The following is a 17,609-nucleotide window of genomic DNA, read 5'->3' on the forward strand; positions in this document are numbered from 1 at the left end:
TAGGCGGCAAAGTATTGTTGCCGATATGGCAAACGACGACGCAGAGGTGCTGGCCTCCGTCGGCCCGCGCCTGCGGGCCCTGCGGGCCAGGCACGAACTCACCCTCGCCGAGCTCGCCCGGACCACCGGGATCTCGGTCTCCACCCTCTCCCGGCTGGAGTCCGGCGAGCGCAAGCCCAACCTGGAGCTGCTGCTGCCGCTGGCCCGTGCCTACCGGGTGCCGCTCGACGAACTGGTCGGCGCGCCGCAGGTCGGCGACCCCCGGGTGCGGCTGAAGCCGATCACCCGGCACGGCGCGACGATCATCCCGCTCACCCAACTCCCGGGCGGGCCACAGGCGTACAAGATGGTGATCCCGGTGACCCGGTGCGAGCCGGAGCTGCGCACGCACGAGGGCTACGAGTGGCTGTACGTGCTCAGCGGCAAGCTGCGGCTGATGCTGGCCGAGCACGACGTGGTCCTGAGGGCGGGGGAGGCGGCCGAGTTCGACACCCGGGTGCCGCACTGGTTCGGCTCCACCGGGGACGCCCCGGTGGAGATCCTCAGCCTCTTCGGCGCGCAGGGCGAACGGATCCACGTCCGCGCCAAGCCCCTCGCGCCCTGAGCGCCCTGAGCGCCTTGGGCGCTCCTCACGCCCCTGGGCGCCCTGAGTCCGCGGGTCAGGCCTGCGGCACCGCGCACCCGTCCGGACCGCACGCCTCGCCGCCGCCGTCCGCGCCGATCGTGACCAGCTGCGGGACGGGGCGGGTGGCCCAGGCCTGGTCCAGCGCGCCCGCGAAGGCGGCGGGCGGCTGGGCGCCGGAGACGCCGAGGCGCCGGTCGAAGACGAAGAACGGCACCCCGGTGGCGCCCAGCGCCGTCGCGGTCGCCTCGTCCTCCCGGACGGCCTCCGCGTACGCGTCCCGGTCGGCGATCACCCGGGCGGCGGCCGTCCCGTCCAGGCCGGCCTCGACCGCGAGCTCCAGCAGCCGCTCGTCGCCGAACGCGGAGCGCTCCTCGGCGAAGTTGGCCCGGTAGAGCAGGTCGAGCAGCTGCGCCTGGCGGCCGTGCTCGGCGGCGAAGTGCAGCAGGCGGTGCATGTCGAAGGTGTTCGCGTAGTCGCGCTCGCCGCCGTGGAACTCCAGGCCCTCGCCGTGCGCGTGCTCGCGCACCCGCTGCTCGGCGGCCCGGGCCTGTTCCAGGTCGATCCGGTACTTGGCGGCGATCGCCGGGACGACCGCCTTCGCCTCGCCGCCCAGCCGCGGGTCGAGCTCGAACGAGCGGTGCACCACCTCGACCTGGTCGCGGTGCGGGAACTGCGCCAGTGCGGCCTCGAACCGGGCCTTGCCCACGTAGCACCACGGGCAGTTGATGTCGCTCCAGATCTCGACGCGCACGGTCTCTCCTCCAGCAGGGGCAAGCGGATGGTTCAGCTCCGGACAACATCCCGTGAGCAGGTGAATATTTCCGCTGATGAAATGTTCACCTCGGTGCGGTGAGCTCCAGGCTCGCCGGCACCGCCGCGAACGCCTCGCCGACCCGCTCCGCCAGTACCTCGACCCCGCCCGGCCCGCCCGCGTGGACCCAGCTCCGGGCGGCGATCCGCCACCCCGTGGTGGTCAGCTCGGCCAGCACCTGCGGCCGGATGTCCTCGGCGGGCAGCCCGAGCCGGTCGGCCAACCGCTCCGCGAGCCGCTGCTCCACCTCGGCGCGGTAGCGGCCCATGTACGCGAGCAGCGCCGGCTCGGCGAGCACCAGCCGGCGGGTGTCGACGTACCGGTGCGCCCACTCGGTGCCGAGCGCGCCGACCGTCTCGCGCAGCACATCCCGCAGCGCGTCGAGGACCGGGCCGGCGAGCGGTCGCTCCCCGAGCGCGGCCAGGACCGCCGTCCACAGCTCGACCTCGGCCTCGATCGCCGGGGCCTCCTTCGCCGGGAAGACCCGGAAGAAGGTGCTTCTGGAGACCTCCGCCCGGTCGACCAGGTCCTCCACGGTGGTCGCGTCCAGTCCGCGCTCGCTGAACATCTGCAGCGCGGCGGCGGCCAGGGCCTGCCGGGTCCGCAGCTTCTTGCGCTCGCGCAGCGGAAGGGCGCGGTCGGTGGCGCGGTCGGTGGCGTGCCGGGGTTCGGGCGTCATGGCGGCAGCCTATCCGAGGCGCAGGCCCAATCGGCACCCGTTGCAAATTGGGACTCAGTCCCATTAGAGTCTGAGCATCAGAACGCGGGCCGGTCGTACGGCCCGCCGCCGACGCAAGGGGGAACCGCCATGACCGTCCAGCCCTTCAACAGCCAGGTGATCGGCCAGGCCCACTACGCCGCCCGCGCACTGCTCCAGCGCGAGCTGGCCGGTACCGGCATCGGCTTCGAGCAGAACCTCGCGCTCAACGCGACCGCCGCCGCCGGAGGCACCATCGACCGGGCCGCCCTGGTGGCCCGGCTGACCGGCAGCCTGAAGATCGACACCGGAGCCGCCGAGGCCGCGCTCGCCGGCCTCGCCGACGCCGGCCTGCTGGCACCCGCCGGGCCGGCCGGGCTCGCCCTCACCCACGAGGGCGCCGCCCTCCAGGCCCGCACCGCCGAAGCCGCCGCCGCCATCGCGGGTCGCCTCTACGCCGGCATCCCGCCGGAGGACGCCGCCGTCGCGGGCCGCCTGCTCACCCTGATCGCCGAACGCGCCAACGCCGAACTCGCCGGCGCCTGACGCATCCAGGCCCGACGCGCCGATGCCTGGCGCATTCAGGCCCGACGCGCCGATGCCTGGCGCGCCGGCGCCGGCCGTGCTCCCGCTACTGGCCCACCCGGCCGTCCACGCACTCGCGCAGCAGGTCCGCGTGCCCGCAGTGCCGGGCGTACTCCTCCACCCGGTGCACCAGCAGCTCCCGGATCGAGATCCCGTCCTTGCCGACCCGCCGGCCCAGGTCCTCGTACGCGGCCAGCGCGGCATCGGTCGCCGCCTGCTCGCGCTCCAGGTCGCGGAACGCGCCCTCGACCACGGCCGGGTCCGCGACGGCACCGTCGAAGTCGCCGTCGCGCACCCCGTAGAGCTTGGGCAGCGGCTCGGGGTCGTCGAGCCAGGTCCGCCAGTCCCGTTCCACCTCGGCGAGGTGACGCACCAGCCCGAGCAGCGACATCGTCGACGGCGGGACGGAACGGCGCGCCAACTGCTCGGCGTCCAGGCCCTCGCACTTCATCCGCAGGGTCAGGCGGAAGCTCGTCAGGTAGTCGGCCAGGGTCGCCGACTCGCCCTCGGGGCCCGGCCCGTCGTTGTCGCGCGGGTCCTTGTCCGGGTCGACCCACATGTCGAGGTAGACGGTCGCCTCGGTCCATCGTTCGGGTTGGTCGCTCATGCGCGCATGCTCGCCCATCCGTACCCGCACCGCCACCGAGATTCGTGGCCCGCCCCTGCAGCGCACCACCGGCCGTCAAGTGCCGCGAAGCGCGCGCAACTTCACGCGCGTCGCGTAGCGTCCTCCGTGCAGCGGGTGGAACGGTCGAACGGGGGCGGCGGTGGCGGGAATCAAGGACGTGGCCGGGGCGGTGACCCGCGCCGCGTCGGCGGCGCGGACGAAGGTCGGCGGCGACTGGGCCCGCCGCGCGATCGAGAACCACCCGCGTCCCGCGGTGCCGACCGCCGAGCCGTGGGAGATCTCACTCGCCGGGATGGTCGGCCGACTCCCGCGTGTACCGGGCCCCGCGGTGAAGCTGCTGCACCTGCTGGACGGGCTCGGCCAGGTCTCGATCGGCCCGAAGCGCATCGGCTTCGACGGCGAAGAGGTCGACTGGGAAAGGGTGCTGGAGATCCGCCAGTACTCGGCGGTCGATCTCCTGCCGGACGTCGTCGTGGAGCGCGAGGTCGACCGGATCCGCGAGTTCCTGCCGCCCGTCCCCGGCCGCAAGTGGCTGGTCACCAAGGCGGCCGAAGGGCTGCTCACCGTCGCGCTCGCGGCGAGCGAGGCCGCCGAGCGGGGGGAGCGGCTGTTGCCCTGCGAGATCGTCCACAAGAACCTCCTCGGCCGGCCGCGGACCATGGCCGGCGGACTGTTCGCGGCGTCCGTCCTCACCACCGTCCCGGAGGCGGGGGAGAGCCTGATCGCCGCCGCCCGTGCCCGCGGCATCCCGGTCACCATCGCGAAGTCCCCCCGCGCCGGCACCCACACCGAACGCGCCAAGCGCCTGCGGGCCACCTCCACCCGCCTCACCGACAACCTGCGCGCCCTGACCGCCCGCCCCGCCCCCGACCCGGACGCCCTTCCCGCCGCCGACGACCCCGACGCCTCACCCGCCCCGGACCTCGACGTCTCCCTCATCCCCGGCCCGGACGCCCCTGCCGCCCTCGACCGAGGCGTCCCCGACCCGCTGTCCTGACCGCGGCCTACGATGCCGCGCATGAGTGACCGAGACCGTCCCACGCCGTACCCGTGGCCCGACCTGCTCCGGCAGTGGAGCACCCTGTGGCTGGCGCCCGACGCCCACGAGGCGGAGCCGCGCTTCCCCGCGGCGGCGCACGCGAGCGGTTGGCTCGGCACGGCCGGCGCGTCGGAGGCCGACATCGCCGCCGCGGAACGCCGGCTGGGCGTCCGACTGCCGCCGAGCTACCGGCAGTTCCTGGCGGCGAGCGACGGCTGGTCGCACGTGGACGACACCGAGGGGCCGCTCCTCACCGCCGGGCGGATCGGCTGGCTCCGCGACCTGGAGCCGGACCTGGTGGAGATCTGGTCGCGGGGCGACGACCGGTCGACGGTCCCCGACGAGGAGTACTTCCGCTACGGCGAGGACCAGGACTGCGTGCTGGTGCGCTGCGAGCACTTCAGCACCGCCCTGCTGATCAGCGACTGGGGTGACAGCTCCCTGCTGATGCTCAACCCGGCCGTGGTGAACGGCGACGGCGAGTGGGAGGCGTGGTCGTACGCCAGTTGGTACCCCGGGGTGTACCGGTACCCCGGCTTCTGGGAGCTGATGGCCGAGCGGATCGCGTCCGACTACCCGGACGCCGAGATCGTCCGCCGTTAGCGGCCGTCGTGGCCGCCGACCGTGCCGCCCAGGGCGCGGAGGGCGAAGGGGAGCAGGCGGTCGGCGGTCGCCTCGGCGGTGGCCGGGTCGACCTGGTCGGGGAGCCGGGCGGTCAGGAAGAAGTGGCTGACGATCGGGCCGACGACCACGTCGCCGAGGAGGTCGGTGTCCGCCGGGGGCGGGATCTCGCCGCGGGCGACGGCGCGGCGGACGATCCCGCCGATCCGCCGGTGCACCGGCGCGAGGACGGCGGCGGTGAGCGCCTCCGCGAGGGCGGTGTTGTGGGTGGCCTCGCCGATCAGGGCGCGCAGCACGCGTCCGCCCTCGCCGGTCAGCGCGGCGGCCTTGTCGCGGAGCAGGGCCCGCAGGTCGCCCTCGACGCCGCCGGTGTCGGTGTCGACGTCCAGGCCTTCGCTGTAGGTGGTGGCGGCGGCGATCACCAGGTCCTCCTTGGAGGACCAGCGGCGGTACAGCGTGGCGGTGGAGGTGCCCGCCCGGGCCGCGACGGCGGCGGTGGTGAGGGCTGCGTAGCCGCTCTCGCCCAGTACGGCCAGGGTCGCGTCGAGCAGGGCCCGGTCCCGGCCCGCGTCGCGTGGACGCCCCCGGCGGGGCACGGCGGCAGGAGCGGGCGCGGTGGTGGCGGTGGTGCGGGGCATGAAAATCAGCATACCTTTACGAAACGAAATGGCTTCGTTTCGTATATGCTCCACGGCATGAGCGCTCCCACGGACACCCCCCAGGTCCACGCGGCGGCGACCGTCGCCCGCCTGCACGGCACCTTCGCCACCGGCCGCACCAAGCCGCTCGCCTGGCGCAAGGCCCAACTGCGCGCACTGCGACGCCTCCTGGTCGACCAGGAGGCCGCCTTCGCGGCCGCGCTCCACGCCGACCTCGGCAAGAGCGCCACCGAGGCGTACACCACCGAGATCGGCTTCACGGTCAACGAGATCGACCACACCCTGCGCCACCTCGACCGCTGGCTGCGCCCGCGCCGCGTCCGCGTGCCGCTCTCGCTCCGGCCCGCCCGCGCCCGCGCCGTCCGCGAACCGCTCGGCACCGTGCTGATCGTCAGCCCCTGGAACTACCCGCTGCAGCTGGCCCTCGCCCCGCTCGTCGGTGCGATCGCCGCCGGCAACTGCGCGCTCGTCAAGCCCAGCGAACTGGCCCCCGCGACCTCCGCCGCGCTCGCCCACTGGCTGCCCCGGGTCCTCGACCGGGACGCCGTCGCCGTCGTCGAGGGCGGCGTACCGGAGACCACCGCCCTGCTGGAGCAGCGCTTCGACCACGTCTTCTACACCGGCAACGGCACCGTCGCGCGTGTCGTGATGGCCGCCGCGGCCCGCCACCTCACCCCGGTCACCCTGGAGCTGGGCGGCAAGAGCCCCGCCGTCGTCGAACCCGGCACCGACCTGGCGGCCGCCGCCCGCCGGATCGCCTGGGGCAAGTTCATGAACGCCGGCCAGACCTGCGTCGCGCCCGACTACGTCCTCGCGATCGGCGACGCCGGGGCCGCGATCGAGCCGCACCTGGCCGCGGCGGTCCGCGAGATGTACGGCGACGACCCGGCCGCGGCCGGTGACTACGGACGCATCGTCAACGAGCGCCACTTCGACCGCCTGACCGGGCTCCTGTCCTCCGGCCGGACCGTCACCGGCGGCAGCCACGACCGGGCCGACCGCTACCTCGCCCCGACCGTCCTCGCCGACGTCGACCCCGACTCGGCCGTGATGCGCGAGGAGATCTTCGGGCCGATCCTGCCGATCGTCCGCGTCCCCGACCTCGACGCGGCGATCGCCTTCATCACCGCCCGCGACAAGCCGCTCGCCCTGTACGCCTTCACCGCCTCCGCCCGCACCAAGCGACGGCTGGCCGCCGAGACCTCCTCCGGCGCCCTCGCCTTCGGCGTCCCCAACGCCCACCTCGCCGTCCCCGGCCTCCCCTTCGGCGGCGTCGGCGAGAGCGGCCAGGGCCGCTACCACGGCCACCACTCCCTGGAGACTTTCAGCCACCTCAAGGCCGTCCTCGACAAGCCCCTCCCGCTCGACACCCTCCGCCTCGCCTACCCGCCCCTCACCCCGGGCAAGTCCAAGCTCCTGCGCCGCTTCCTCTGACCGGCCGCGGCGCGGCCGCTCACCCGCGGGGCCGGTACCGGGTCGCCCGGCAGGTCGCCACCCGCGGCCCGGCGAGCCCGGGCCCCGGGATGCGGGTGGGGGCCGTTCGGGGTACGAAGGGCGGGCGGGGTGCCGACGAGAGGAGGCCGGGATGTTCGGGGATCGGCGGGAGCGTCGTCAGGCGAACAGGGCGTTCGAGCACGGCGAGGGGGTCACCCGGTACCGGATGCGGCAGAAGCTGTTCGCGATCGGGGACGACTACTGGATCGACGACGAGTCCGGCGACCACGTGTACAAGGTCGACGGGAAGGCGTTGCGGATGCGCAAGACCTTCTACATCGAGGACCGGGAGGGGCACCGGGTGGCGACCGTGCAGAGCCGGCCGTTGCGGATCAAGGAGTCGATGGAGATCGAGGACGCGGACGGCCACCGGGTGGCGATGGTGAAGAAGGCGATGATCGACCCGTTGCGCGAGCGCTGGCGGATCGAGCAGGAGGACGGCCCGGAGCTGACCGTCCAGGGCAACGTCGTCGACCACGAGTACACGATCGAACGCGACGGCTTCAAGGTCGCCGAGGTGTCCAAGAAGTGGTTCCGCGTCCGCGACACCTACGGCCTGGACATCGGCCCGGACACGGACCACGCCACGGTCCTCGCCGCCGCGATCGCCATCGACTCGATGGCCCACCCGGGGGACTGACCCGGGTGGGGTCCGCCGCTACGGCCAGACCGGCCTGGTTCGCCGCTACGGCCAGACCAGGCAGTACAGCTGGTGCCCGGCGTCGTGCAGGCGGTTGGCGAAGTCCTGCCACTCGTGGAGCTATTGATCACCGCATGCCCGCGACCTGCACGTTCGGCTCTCAAGTGCCGCTGACCTGGCGAAACTACCTTCAGTAGTTGCCACAGGTTGGCGGCACTTTGGGATGCCATGTGCCCTGGATGTGCCCCGCAGGGCACCCACCCAGCGGTGAAGTAACCAGCTCCCGCGACGCCTTCAGGAGTATCGGGTGAACCACGCTGCGGCCCTGCAGGCCGAGAGGATCGAGTAGCAGTTGCCCTGCAGCACTTACCGCTGAGCCCCAGCTACCGTCCTCCGGGTTGTCGAGTCTGGCCATGCACGCCCACGCACGTGACCAGGTGGGGCGGCCCCGCTGCCGCCGGATCAGAGCGTCGTGGTCGACATTGCACGGCAGGCCGACGGACGCCGTTGTCTGCTGAGTGCCACGCCGCACTCAGCTCACCGACGTAATGGCCCACGCTGTGCCGCGCCCAACAGCCCTGCGGGGTGGCAGCGGCCGGTCGGCCGGAGCTGCAGGGCCATGCGCCGATCCTCGGCACCGCCCGTCCCGGCCCTGTGGGCTTGGCCTCGGGTACGGTCGGCGGTCCGTCTAACGGTTCCCGAGAGACGAACGCGCTCAAGCCTGGCTTCCAAGGACGAGACAGGATGAACCGCACAGTTCCGGCGGACATTTCTGTAACGGCGGCCTCCTGTCACCCGAGCCCCAAGGGCCACCGAACGCCAGCAGCCTCGGCCTCCGCAAACCGGGATCAAGCCGCCTGAATTCGGGCTGAACGCCCAGTGACGGTCTCGCGTGCCTCGGAGTTGTCCAGGCCATCGAGAAGCTGGACGGTCTACCCTCTGGGTCACAGGTGCCGCTGTCTTTCGAGCTGCCCGCGGGTGAGTATGCTGAGATTTCCAAACCTAGCTGTGAAACGCGTTGGGCATGGTCCAAGGCCGCGATAACCTGTGTGCATGAAGGAATCGCGAGGGCCCGACGACGGTTCTCAGGAGACTGGTGCGCTATGCGCTGTGCTGCTGAACCCGCCACTTCGAACTTCAGAGGAGACAGTGTCCTTCAGGAACCTGAAGGCGGCCCTCCCTCTCTTCAATTGCACTGCGCTACGCATCGTCAATCTAGTCGACATTGCCACGCGGGACCAGATTGAGCTGCAGCAGGTCGAAATCGCGAAGTCTGATATCTTGCGATCTCGCGGGCTCATTTGCGATGCAATCGAGGAAGCAGATGATGTTCTTCTTGCGTGGGGCTCCAGCCGTATCTCTGGCGAGGTGGGCCGCCTGTTGCGTGATCAGGCAGATTGGGTGCGCGCCCATCTGAGGGCCGGCCCGACTCGGCGAGTCTGGACTACAGCGGGCAAACCCCGCCATCCGTCGCGCTGGCGGCAGTATGTTGGCCCGCAAAAACAGCGCGCCACCGGCAGCAGCTTCGAGGAGCGTCTGGCGAGCGTCTTGACTCTGGAAGCCTAGACACAAGCTTGACACCCCTCGGAGTTACTGCAGCATCAACGCTTCACCCGACTCAATCTGCTCAACCTTGAGCTTCCGGGACTCCATCGACTCATTATCGAGGAAGCGAACGGAGGACAACGCACAGTACTCGGGGTCTTGCTCGAAGGATAGCCATCTGCGGTCCAGAGTTTCAGCCGCCCAGCCTGTGCTGTTTGAGCCACTGAAGAAGTCGACCACCATGTCGCCAGGATCGGTCAACATCTCAATAAAGAAGGTGGGTAGCTTCAAAGGGTACCGGGCTGGGTGTCCGCGACGCCCGAGCTCTTTAATTGAACGAAGATAAGAGTCATTAGACTGCGAGTTGGCAAATGAGAGCAGGTTGGAAGGGAGTGCGCCGCCATTGTCTGTCCCAAACGCCTTGCCAATATCGTGCTCCGAGTCGCGAAGCGCAGGCTGATAGTACTTTCCGGGGTTTTCAAGGAGTCGCTTCATGGACTTCGAATATGGAACCCGGACGCGACTTACATCCGCCTTGGGAAAGTCGGACTTGGAGAGCCACCAGACGGTATTGACGGAGTCCTTCGCGCGGATCTTCCGCTTGTTGACCCATTCGATGGGAGAGGGGAGCTTGGCAGTGTTATGCCAGTAGAACTCTTCAGCCAACCGGTAATCGAGGTCATCAACAAAAGCGAGAAGCGCTCGAAACTGATGCAGGGAGCGAACGGGCAGTCCTCGTTGGTAGGCACCACCGATGTCGATAACCAAGCTGCCGGTAGGCTTGAGCGCATCGCGCGCTAGCTTGACGAACCTAGTAAGCCAAGCCACATAGCTCTCTTGGTCCTCATTGCCATACGCCTTCTTACGGAGCAATGGGAACGGAGGGCTCGTCATGAAGAGATCTACGCTCTCAGCTGGAAGCTCAGCCAAAAGGTCCAAGCTGTCACCGCAGATCTGCGCGCCGAGGCTCGTCGCGTAGCAGAGCCGCCCCGAGCTCAGCAGCTCATACGTTCGCAAGGCACCTGTCCTCTCCTCATTATGTAGGGACCAAGCTTACCGCCTGCGGCCCAGCCCCTCAGTGGGACCGCCAGGTCCGGCTCCCCCTGATCGCCAAGGTTGCGTGATCAACCATCACCTGTCAGTGGCGCATGCGAAACTGTCACCCAGACGCACCATCCGTCGCTGAGGCGGCTGCTGTCCGGGAGGGATCGAGAGTTGCACCAGGCATGGCTGGCCTTGGATGACCTTGCATTCGAGGCCGAAGCGCGGTCGGGCGCGCCGGCCGGCTCCTTCCTCGGGCGCGTGCTCGTGCGAGCGCTCCGAGACCACCTCACCGTCATCCCAACCGACACCGCGCTTCGAGCCAAGCCGCTCCTGCTCAAGTTGGCACCACCGCTGCCGCCGCGCCTGCGCATCTACCTCTATGCAGCGACCCAGCATGCCTCCGAGCGCCAGTCCGGCACCTTTCGGATTCAACTCTCCAACAAGGACAACCCCGTCCTGGATACCAAGCCTCAACGCTACACGTTCGATCGCACGGATGGGGTCCGCTGCCTTTTGCTGGGTTACAACGAGGCATTGCATACGTTTATTCTGTGGGACGCCGATCTCCATGATGCAGCCCCTGGCTACCCCTACTCGAAGGGAGTGCAGGCTCCGCCAAGCGTTGTGTACTCCGCAGTCAGTAGAGGGATTGCGGAAGAGAAGCGTCAACTCAAAAAGCCTAATCGCTCAGAGACGATCATTGCAGCGCAGCCCGATAGGCTCGCCGAGGCTATCGAGCGGCGAGTCGATTTGAGCATTGATGCCATCACGAATGAGGTGCTCCCAGGATGCTGACGGATCTGGGCGCCTTCCGAACTGAATATTCCAGTGATGCCAATGACATTGCAGCAGAGTTCTATAATCCTTGCCTTGGCGAGTCGCTCGCATACGACAGAATCACTGGCTTCTTCAGCTCCACAATCTTCCATCTGACGTGGCGCGCACTTGGGCGGTTCGTGCTCTCCAACGCAGGGCACATGCGTCTCCTCTGCTCACCTCGCCTGTCTGAACGTGACGCCGAGGGCCTGCTCTACGGTTACCAGGCGCGCGATGACGAATCCCTCAGCCAGAAGCTGTGCGATGAGTTGGACGAGATGCTGCGCTCACCTCGCGGTGATACAGCGCGCCTAATGGCAGCGCTCATCGCGGCTGGCCGTCTAGATGTGCGCCTAGCACGTGTAGCTGAGATCGCGCCCGCTCAGACGAAGCGCATGTTCCACGACAAAGTGGGACTATTCTTCGATGATGCCGGAAATACTGTCGGCTTTCGTGGTTCGATGAACGAGAGTTTCCTGGGCCTCTCCACCCTGGGACACGTTGAATCAATCGATGTCTGGCCTTCATGGGAAGGCGGACGTGATGCTGAGCGGGTACGTAATGCGACCGCCAGATTCGATCGTCTGTGGAGCGGCGGCATTCGTGGTGTCGAGGTTTTCGCGCTGCCTGAGGCAGTGTCCCAAGAGATTGAAAGGGTGGCCGAAGGGGTTAATCTTGAAGATCTGCTTCAGCGTCTCGGCAACCAGTCGACGTCGCGGGAGCAGATTGTCAGGGCCCCCGCAGTTGGTGGCATCGAGCTCCGGGCACACCAGCGCCGGGCGGCAGCCGCGTGGCAAGAGAACGGCCTCCGCGGCCTGCTGAGCCACGCAACGGGATCGGGCAAGACGGTCACTGGCCTCTACTGCGCGCAGGTGATGATTGAGCAAGGTCTGACGCCCATCTTCGTAGTTCCCTCCAATCTGTTGCTTGATCAGTGGGCGCGCCAGGTGAAAGAGCTCCTGGGCTGTCGGGTGGTTCTGTGTGGCGCAGGAAACGATCGGTGGTCGTCGAGCGGGTTGGTACGGGCTGCACTGGAGCAACGGAGTCCAGCGGTCCCGTACGCAGTGATTGCCGTCCTCAATAGTGCAGTCACGCCTGCCTTTCGCTCGCAGGTACGGCCTCTAGCCAGCCGGGTGGGTGTGGTTGTCGATGAGGTCCACCGCATCGGGAGCCCCCAGGCAAGAGGCATTCTGCAGTGGCTGGAGGCGCCGGCCCGGCTTGGCCTTAGCGCTACTCCTGAGCGAGCGAACGACCCGGAGGGCACCAAACTGACCTTTGACTACTTCGGCGGCATCGTCGACCGCTACACCTTGGCGGACGCACTCGAGGACGACGTCCTCGCGCCCTACGTCTACGAGCCGTCCTGGGTGAGCCTCAACGACCATGAGCAGGAGGACTGGGAGCGGTTGACCACCCAGATCCGGAGGCTCTACGCCATGTCGCAAGGCGCTAGTGGAGCCGACGGACACAGCGACCGCCTGAAGATGAAACTCATTGAGCGGTCAAGGATCGCCAAGGGGGCCGCGGCAAAGATTCCAAAAGCGGCGGAGATTATCGCAGGAACCTACCGCCCCGATGCCGGACAAAAGTGGCTCGTTTACTGCGATGACCAGGACCAGTTGCGTTCGATGCGCGACGCACTAAAAGACCGAGGAATTCCTTCCTGGGAGTACCACAGCCAGATGGCCGGAAGCTCAGAATCTACTCTGCGGCTATTTGAATCAAACGGTGGGATCATTGTCGCTATCAAGTGTCTCGATGAGGGTGTTGATATCCCATCGGCTACGCACGCGCTGATTCTCTCGTCTTCACGCAACCCGCGAGAGTTCATTCAGAGACGTGGCCGAATCTTGCGGCGATCCTTTGGGAAAACGATTGCAACGCTCCAGGATGTCCTGGTACTCCCTGAGTCCGTCACTCCCGATGACCCCACAATTTCTCTAGTCTTTGGAGAACTGGCGCGAGCGCTTCAATTCGCCGAGTGGAGCTTGAGCCGCAATACCGTGTCAAGGCTGGAAAAGAAGTGGGTGGATCTCGGACTGCCCCTGCGTCAATTGGATGAGATCCGAATGGCCGGAATTGAGGTTGATGACGATGTCGACGGATAACGTAAGTGAGCACGAAGAAGAAGAATCCCTGTCTCTGGCTGCCGCGGTCGAGCAAATCCGTGGGGCAAACTTTCCCGATCTGGACTCAGAGCTGGTGGCCAGCATCATGAAGATTCAGCGGAAGTTTTCCGAGGATCGCGCCGAAGCTCGAAAGCAAACTGAGCAGCTTGTCAATAGGTGGGTAGCCGCGCACGCGAAGGGCACGGGCTGAACATGCTGTATTTTCGCCGCCTCGTGATCGAGGACTTTGGCCCGTACCGGGGAAAGCAAACAATCGAGTTCCAGCGCGAAAAGGGAGTGTACATCGTCTCGGGCCAAAATGGTCGCGGCAAGACGAAGCTGCACAACGCATTTCGCTGGGCGCTTTACGGAAAAATTCTCTCGCGTTCCGGGGCGCAGGGCGCCAGCGAGCTGGTCAATTCTGAGGCGAGAATCGAAAGCGGCGGGGTCGGGTCTTTTTCCACGATCTTGGATTTTGTTCATGCCAGGGTCGATTACCGCCTGACTCGACGGTATGACGAGCGCAACCAGCCCAACGTTAGCGTGCTCCTCGAGCGTAACAATGTGCCGCTAAATCAAGTTGATACCGACAGGCTCCTGCAGCAAATTGCGCCCGACTCGGTCAGTCAATTCTTCCTCTTTGATGGCGAGCTGCTTCGCCAGTATGAGAGCTTGCTTGACAAGGACAGTGACCAGGGAAAGAAGCTCGAAGAGGACATTGAACGAGTTCTCGGCATCCCAATCGTCGCCAATGCTTTGGCGGACGCAGAGGAGGCCCGTGCGCAGGCTTCACGAAAGATCGCCGTGCAGGCCAGCGCGAATGCCAACACCCAGCACCTTGGGACCGCGCTGAGGGAAGCTGGTGACATCCGCGCGCAACTGGTGCGAGACCGAGCCGACACTAAGAAATCGCTTCAGCAAACCGAGGCGCGTATCGCCGAGATTGAAGAAGCCCTAAGTGCACAGCCGCGGGCTGAGCGGCTCATCGGCCAAGCAAGTCAGCTTCGGCAACAGAAGTCCGATCTGGAGGCTCAGGAAGGCAGCACACGCCAAGCGCTTGCCGATCTGTCCGGTGAACTGTGGATGGCGGTTCTGGCAGAACCCGCCCAGGAACGTCTCGGAGCAGTGCAGGCCGAGACTGACCGCATTGCTCTTCAGCGGCACGAGGCTTCTGCGGCTATCAGGGATCGTGAGTACCTTGAGCATCACATCGAGTGCCCAGTCTGTGAGCGCCGGCTGGATGAAGGTGAGCGGACGGCAATCCTTGATCGGGTAGCCCCGCGCGCAACGGCAGATCATCGGGAGCAACTTGAGTCCGACTGGGCCCGGCTCCGCAGGAATTCGGCAGCTCTGATGAACATCGCCAGGTACGACGGCCGATTGGTGAGAGACCGAGACCAGGCCCTGCGTAGGGTTCGCCTTGAGCTAAACAACGTAGCTGAAGAGATCTCACTCCTGGACGATCAACTCCGTGAGGTCAACCAGGAGGAAATCAGGTCACTGTCGCGTGAGCGAGACGAGCGAAATATCGAGCTTGCTCGGCATCAGAAGCGTATTGGCGAGATCTCGGACATGATCCTAAAGCAAGATGGTCGAATCAATGACTTGAACGACAACCTGGCGCGACTCAACTTTAAACCTGACCCCGCGGTCAAGCTGAAGCAGCGGGTTACTAACGACCTCATCGGGTTGTTCCAGCAATCGATCACAGTCTATCGCCGCCAGCTTAGGGACCGGGTGGAAAGTGCGGCTTCGGAGATCTTCACGCAGCTTTCCGCTGAAGCGGATTATGCCCGCTTGAAGATCACCGACCGATATGGCCTTGAGATCATCGATAAGAATGGTGATGTCGTCACCGGTCGATCGGCTGGCTATGAGCACCTGGTGGCTCTCTCTCTTATTTCAGCCCTGCAAGGCAGCGCTGCTGTCCGCGGCACGGTGGTGATGGACTCTCCCTTCGGTCGATTGGACGAAGGCCACACGGACCGAGTGGTGGCAGCCTTGCCGCTCATGGCGGATCAAGTCATTCTTCTGGCGTTTGACTCGGAATTTGATCGAATGGCGGCCCTGCGCGCTCTCGGCAGTGATCTGGTGGCCGAGTTTGAGCTGGAGCGCATCAGCCATCGGAATACAAAGATCAAGTTGCGAGAGGATATCTGATGGCCGACCTCAAGAACATCGCTCTCACACTCGAAGCGGAGCGCGTAGCCAAGTCGATCGAGGAAGTTTTCCCGGTCACTAATCTCATGGATCTAGCTCGGCTCGGATTCGCCTACGCTATCCGTCAAGGGGTGGATCTTCAGCGGGGCGCGGATTACGGCACCAAGGGTGGTAGCAACTACAGCTCAGCCGGCTTGGACGCTGGCGGCAGAATGGCTGAGATTGTAGCTGTATTTTTTCCGCACGAGGGCGCAGCAACTGAGCCATACAGGGTGGTCGAGACACTGATGAATAAAGGGCTTGTGCTTCTCGGAGAGCACTTGGAGGAAGGAACCATCGGAAGCATCAGTGATCTGATGCCCCAGGAGAAAATGGAATCGCTAGACAAGATGTGATGGCGCAGGCTCCGGTGGAAAGCCTGCTGATGTGCCCAAAGTCGGGAACGCCGCTGCTAGGCCTGCCTTCGCCGCGAGTCGCCCGACACTAGCGGCAGCCACACTTAAAACGGGGGCAAAATGCTCGACATTGAAGAGATGATCGGCCGTGTTTGGAATCCCGATGTTCGTCCTCTCGTGGTGGACGCACATCGGTGTTACACGACCGGTGTAGCCCGTGGCTCTATCGTGCTTACGTGGGGCGCGGTCTGTGCGGATTTGATCGAGAAGATTCTTCGCTTGGCAGAAGATGGGGAAGGCGCAGCCCAGACTATTGCCAGGAAGATCGAGCAGGCCCGGAGTGCGACCGGCCCCCAGGCGGTGGCGACGATGCAGGAGGTGGAACGCACTATCCTGACGGCCGCCGTAGAGTTGGAGCTCATCGACCCGGTCGAGGAAAAGCACTTGGAGCGACTGCGTGAGGATCGAAACCTCTCGGCACATCCATCACTGCGCCCGCTCGGAGAGTCAGTCTTCCTGAGTACCGAGTACGCCAGGGCGCACCTAGCAGCGGCACTGGAGTCGCTCCTCGTCCATCCGCCGAGTCAAGGCCGCAAGGTAGTCGCACGCTTCCTGGACCATGTCGCGGACCCGTCATTCGTGGGGAGCAGCGAGTACCTCGCGCACGCATTCTTCGACAGGGTTAAACCAGCAGCACGGCGTAAAATCGTCGACGTGGCTGTCAAACATGCTCTGCTGGAACTAAACGATGGGGTGCCTGACCCGCCCGGAGCTATCGTCCTCGCGGAAAGAATGACCTTTTGCGTGCGCGCCTTCGCCGCCAGAGACCGTGCTCTTGTTCGAGCCGCAATGAGCAAGATTATTGAGCGGCTCGGCAGTCGGCCGGTGGAGGTGCAGACGCGGGCACTTGGGCGGCTTGGCGACCTTGACATCTTCTGGTCCACCGTTGGATCGCCCCTGGCAGATCAATTCGAGCAGTGGGTGGGTAGCCTGACTAATCTTGGAAACGATCGGTGGTTGAAGCTCAGCTCTGATCAGATCGCGGCGCTCTCGCTGGTGTCCCTGGATGGAGTCCGAGGGTACATTCCCAGCTTGGAGCAGACCTTTAGGGGCCTGACGCTTAGCCAAAAGGCCGAGGTGGTTTCTCGAAGGCCAGGAAAGTACTTCGTTCCGTTCCTCCCGGATCTCCTCGCGGAAGCCGGTGGCTTCCGCTATGCCGAAACAGTGACGCAGCGGGCCGTCCTGCCTTGCGCACGCTTCTTTGGTCAGGATGACCTCCAGGCGCTCCTCAGGGCCTGGGCGAAAAACGATCAGTGTCGCCGGGCTGGAGGCATGTTCCAGGCTGCCGTCGATTTGTACCTCTCTACTTCACACCTCCGGTTGGGAGATCGGGAAGTTTGGGAGGAGTTCCTGCGTGAAGTTAGGTCGCATAATGAGTCGGACGGAGGCTACAGATATGCCTCTCTCGAGGAGGTCATCAGCAACTACTCGTACGGCTAACGAGAGGGCTTTTCGTCCCACTACCGCTCCAGGTCGGGGTGTATTCGCTGGCCTTGTGGTTGATCATCGCGACGTGGACCATGGCCTCGGACCGGTGTGGGCGACCCCCGTAGGCCGCAGGCGAGGCGCGGTGGTTCATGAGCCGGCCGAGGGTGCGTTCGACGGTCCAGCGTCGGGGCAGACGGCAGCGTGTTCGACGAGGTGTTGGCGCTAGCCACCGTCGACCCGGGTGTTGCGAACGG

18 protein-coding genes are annotated in these 17,609 nt (G+C 66.2%); 13 read left to right on the forward strand and 5 right to left on the reverse strand.

Going from position 1 to position 17,609, the window contains the following annotated elements:
- The first annotated feature begins 25 nt into the window (after positions 1–25).
- Entirely contained in the window at positions 26–604 is a 579-nt protein-coding gene (locus ACGFX4_RS24615) for a helix-turn-helix domain-containing protein (protein WP_393078216.1), read from the forward strand.
- 55 nt (positions 605–659) lie between these two features.
- Here ACGFX4_RS24615 and ACGFX4_RS24620 read toward each other — a convergent pair whose 3' ends face one another.
- Together ACGFX4_RS24620 and ACGFX4_RS24625 are read right to left on the reverse strand one after the other, a co-directional pair.
- Positions 660–1,376, reverse strand: coding sequence for a DsbA family oxidoreductase (locus ACGFX4_RS24620; protein WP_393078218.1), 717 nt, complete (start codon positions 1,374–1,376; stop codon positions 660–662).
- Between the two features lie 85 nt (positions 1,377–1,461).
- Complete coding sequence (locus tag ACGFX4_RS24625; protein ID WP_393078221.1) at positions 1,462–2,115, reverse strand: TetR/AcrR family transcriptional regulator; 654 nt, start codon at positions 2,113–2,115, stop codon at positions 1,462–1,464.
- A gap of 129 nt (positions 2,116–2,244) precedes the next feature.
- On the opposite strand from ACGFX4_RS24625, the gene ACGFX4_RS24630 reads away from it, so the two are divergent.
- A complete protein-coding gene (locus ACGFX4_RS24630) occupies positions 2,245–2,679 on the forward strand; it encodes a hypothetical protein (protein WP_393078224.1) in 435 nt (144 codons plus the stop codon).
- 85 nt (positions 2,680–2,764) lie between these two features.
- Here the strand turns inward: ACGFX4_RS24630 and ACGFX4_RS24635 are convergent, their stop codons facing one another.
- Positions 2,765–3,325 carry a DinB family protein gene (locus ACGFX4_RS24635; RefSeq protein ID WP_393078226.1) on the reverse strand — a complete coding sequence of 187 codons (561 nt, stop codon included), beginning with the start codon at positions 3,323–3,325 and terminating at the stop codon, positions 2,765–2,767.
- 160 nt (positions 3,326–3,485) lie between these two features.
- Here ACGFX4_RS24635 and ACGFX4_RS24640 point away from each other — a divergent pair, with 160 nt between their 5' ends.
- Together ACGFX4_RS24640 and ACGFX4_RS24645 are read left to right on the forward strand one after the other, a co-directional pair.
- Entirely contained in the window at positions 3,486–4,343 is an 858-nt protein-coding gene (locus ACGFX4_RS24640) for a hypothetical protein (RefSeq protein WP_393078229.1), read from the forward strand.
- 21 nt (positions 4,344–4,364) lie between these two features.
- Entirely contained in the window at positions 4,365–4,988 is a 624-nt protein-coding gene (locus tag ACGFX4_RS24645) for an SMI1/KNR4 family protein (protein ID WP_393078232.1), read from the forward strand.
- Here the strand turns inward: ACGFX4_RS24645 and ACGFX4_RS24650 are convergent.
- Positions 4,985–5,644: a TetR/AcrR family transcriptional regulator C-terminal ligand-binding domain-containing protein gene (locus ACGFX4_RS24650; protein WP_393078234.1), complete on the reverse strand. Its 660-nt coding sequence runs from the start codon at positions 5,642–5,644 to the stop codon at positions 4,985–4,987. The two genes, ACGFX4_RS24645 and ACGFX4_RS24650, sit on opposite strands and share 4 nt — an antisense overlap.
- A 57-nt stretch (positions 5,645–5,701) precedes the next feature.
- On the opposite strand from ACGFX4_RS24650, the gene ACGFX4_RS24655 reads away from it, so the two are divergent.
- The 3 genes from ACGFX4_RS24655 to ACGFX4_RS24665 all read left to right on the forward strand — a co-directional run bounded on the left by ACGFX4_RS24655 (position 5,702) and on the right by ACGFX4_RS24665 (position 9,365).
- On the forward strand, positions 5,702–7,099 hold the full coding sequence (locus ACGFX4_RS24655) for an aldehyde dehydrogenase family protein (protein WP_393078237.1): 1,398 nt from the start codon (positions 5,702–5,704) through the stop codon (positions 7,097–7,099).
- Positions 7,100–7,250: 151 nt separating this feature from the next.
- A complete protein-coding gene (locus ACGFX4_RS24660; RefSeq protein ID WP_393078240.1) occupies positions 7,251–7,799 on the forward strand; it encodes an LURP-one-related/scramblase family protein in 549 nt (182 codons plus the stop codon).
- 1,053 nt (positions 7,800–8,852) lie between these two features.
- Complete coding sequence (locus ACGFX4_RS24665) at positions 8,853–9,365, forward strand: DUF1643 domain-containing protein (RefSeq protein WP_393078243.1); 513 nt, start codon at positions 8,853–8,855, stop codon at positions 9,363–9,365.
- 24 nt (positions 9,366–9,389) lie between these two features.
- On the opposite strand, the gene ACGFX4_RS24670 is transcribed toward ACGFX4_RS24665, so the two are convergent.
- A complete protein-coding gene (locus ACGFX4_RS24670) occupies positions 9,390–10,361 on the reverse strand; it encodes a DNA-methyltransferase (RefSeq protein WP_393078246.1) in 972 nt (323 codons plus the stop codon).
- A 198-nt stretch (positions 10,362–10,559) separates the two neighbouring features.
- Between ACGFX4_RS24670 and ACGFX4_RS24675 the strand changes: the two genes are divergently transcribed.
- The 6 genes from ACGFX4_RS24675 to ACGFX4_RS24700 all read left to right on the forward strand — a co-directional run bounded on the left by ACGFX4_RS24675 (position 10,560) and on the right by ACGFX4_RS24700 (position 17,367).
- Entirely contained in the window at positions 10,560–11,183 is a 624-nt protein-coding gene (locus ACGFX4_RS24675) for a hypothetical protein (RefSeq protein ID WP_393078249.1), read from the forward strand.
- Positions 11,177–13,312, forward strand: a complete 2,136-nt coding sequence (locus tag ACGFX4_RS24680) for a DEAD/DEAH box helicase family protein (RefSeq protein ID WP_393078252.1) — start codon at positions 11,177–11,179, stop codon at positions 13,310–13,312. Before ACGFX4_RS24675 ends, ACGFX4_RS24680 begins: the two co-directional genes overlap by 7 nt.
- Complete coding sequence (locus tag ACGFX4_RS24685) at positions 13,299–13,523, forward strand: hypothetical protein (protein ID WP_393078255.1); 225 nt, start codon at positions 13,299–13,301, stop codon at positions 13,521–13,523. The genes ACGFX4_RS24680 and ACGFX4_RS24685 overlap by 14 nt, the downstream gene beginning before the upstream one ends.
- A complete protein-coding gene (locus tag ACGFX4_RS24690) occupies positions 13,490–15,472 on the forward strand; it encodes an AAA family ATPase (RefSeq protein WP_393078258.1) in 1,983 nt (660 codons plus the stop codon). The genes ACGFX4_RS24685 and ACGFX4_RS24690 overlap by 34 nt, the downstream gene beginning before the upstream one ends.
- Complete coding sequence (locus ACGFX4_RS24695; RefSeq protein WP_393078261.1) at positions 15,472–15,867, forward strand: hypothetical protein; 396 nt, start codon at positions 15,472–15,474, stop codon at positions 15,865–15,867. The genes ACGFX4_RS24690 and ACGFX4_RS24695 overlap by 1 nt, the downstream gene beginning before the upstream one ends.
- 120 nt (positions 15,868–15,987) lie before the next feature.
- Positions 15,988–17,367 (forward strand): hypothetical protein, encoded by a 1,380-nt coding sequence (locus tag ACGFX4_RS24700; RefSeq protein WP_393078263.1) that lies wholly within the window; start codon positions 15,988–15,990, stop codon positions 17,365–17,367.
- The last annotated feature ends 242 nt before the right edge of the window (positions 17,368–17,609 follow it).

Source organism: Kitasatospora sp. NPDC048365 (assembly GCF_043200835.1).
GTDB classification, from domain to species: Bacteria; Actinomycetota; Actinomycetes; order Streptomycetales; family Streptomycetaceae; genus Kitasatospora; species Kitasatospora terrestris.